The 1,706-nt window shown below is 63.3% G+C and carries 3 protein-coding genes; all 3 read right to left on the bottom strand.

What is annotated here, in order from left to right:
- On the bottom strand, positions 1-1,106 hold a 1,106-nt coding region (locus Y705_RS23455), incomplete at its 3' end, for an alpha/beta fold hydrolase (RefSeq protein ID WP_049822115.1).
- Entirely contained in the window at positions 1,099-1,401 is a 303-nt protein-coding gene (locus tag Y705_RS0101750; protein ID WP_026531611.1) for a hypothetical protein, read from the bottom strand. The genes Y705_RS23455 and Y705_RS0101750, both read right to left, overlap by 8 nt.
- Before the next feature lie 52 nt (positions 1,402-1,453).
- Positions 1,454-1,706 (bottom strand): fatty acid desaturase family protein (locus Y705_RS16585; protein ID WP_173401034.1); only part of this gene is annotated, 253 nt, incomplete at its 5' end.

Genomic DNA, 1,706 nt, shown 5'->3' with positions numbered 1-1,706 from the left:
ATTTCTTCAGCCGGCGTGCCGGTCCATCCATAGCCGGGCAGGTCGATGAGGTACGTGTCCCCGTGATCTGCCAGCACCGCGGCGAGGCGTGCGAAGTAGCGGTGGGACATTCCGATGCCATGGATGAGGACGAACACCCGCTGAGCTGTCGCTTCCCCGGAACCGGTGTCCGGTTCGTGGGCGCCGGTGTGCATCATCGGGTAGGCCCGGCACTGCCGGTCACCGATCGTGATGCTGTGAAAATCGGGGGTATTCGAGGCCGGAACTGCGTTGCTGCGGCTGCTGACCACAGTGCGAAGAAGCTTCAGGATGGTTCGGGTTTGTTGTCGGGCAGCTACAGGAGGGTTTCCAGACCCCGAGGGGAGGTGGTCGTCTCTATGGTGGAGGGAAAGGATCGCTTTTGCGGTTTCCTCGGCGCCTCCACGCTGAGCAACATGGGGTTGACCGGGGATCTCTACCAGCCGGCCATCCTGCGCGGTGTTGGCCAGGCGCGAACACCAGGGGTGTCGTGCGACGGGGTCATTGCTGCCACGGATGATCAAAACCGGTTGCCTCGCTTGCTGAAGGCGCTCATGGATGCGGTAATTGAGCATCACGGGGAGTTCGGTGAAGTACCAGGGCAAGCCGCAGCGGGCATAGTCCGTGAAAACTATGGCGTTGGTGAGGGGTCGCTCCAGCAGGCTGTCGAGGCCGAGGGCAAGGGTGTGCCAAAGGACTGATCGGCGGGCGGAGTCGGTGACTGGGCCGATCAGGACCAACCCCGAGACAAGGTCGGGGCGTTGCAGGGCGAGTTCGGTGACGAACTGGGCGCCCATGGAATGGCCGATGAGCACACAGGACCGGATGTCCGCCGCGTCCAGTGCTTCACCGATCACGACCGCGTAATCCTCTACTGCCAGTTGCTGTCCTGGTTTGGGTGTTCCACCGAAACCAGGCAGGTCCAGCACGTGGGTGTGTCCGTGGCGAATGAGTTCGGCTTGCAGCCGGTCGAAGTAGCGGTGGGACAGACCGATTCCATGCACCATCACGAAAACCGGGGCGTCGGAGTCCGCCTGCGGCATCGTCGTCGAGTGGACACGGCACACCCGTGCGTCGACGTCAGACATTGGATTCCCCCAAGGGCGCACGGACATTCGTCTTCCCCGGCGTGTGGGGAGTGCTTGGGTCGTGAACTGCCGCGGCTATTGCTACGGCTTCGAGTGCATCGAGCACCGCCAGGGGTGCCAGGTCCGCGGCGGCAGAGACCACGGCGATGGGTTCGCCGTGGGCGACGGCGTCGGCGATCGCTTTCTCCAGTTCCTGCGGTACATCCTCGAAGGTAGGGAGCATCGGGGCCGACAACTGTCCGGATGCTCTTGAGTTGGCAGCCGAGACGATTTTTTCGAGGTCCTTACCGGTCATGGTCGTTCACCTGTCGGATCTAGCAGGGGGAGGAATGAGCCGGTAAGGGTGGTCATGGCCGGCGGTACCTGTTGACCATGGGGCAGTCGAACGGATCCCGGGCTGAGAGTCCGACGCGGTTGAGGTACTTCACCACAGCGCCGTAGGAGGCGGCGACGCCAACCTCGGTGTATGGCACTTTGAGGCGTTCGCAGTGCTCCCGGACGATGACCGCTGCCCTGGCCAGGTGCGGACGGGGCATGTCGGGGAAGAGGTGGTGCTCGATCTGGAAGTTCAGGCCGCCGAAAGCGTTGTTCACGAAGGGC

The sequence above is a fragment of the Arthrobacter sp. H41 genome (assembly GCF_000520535.1).
Taxonomy (GTDB): Bacteria; Actinomycetota; Actinomycetes; order Actinomycetales; family Micrococcaceae; genus Arthrobacter_D.
The sequence above is the reverse complement of the archived record's forward strand: the minus strand, read 5'-3'. Positions and strand labels throughout refer to the sequence as shown.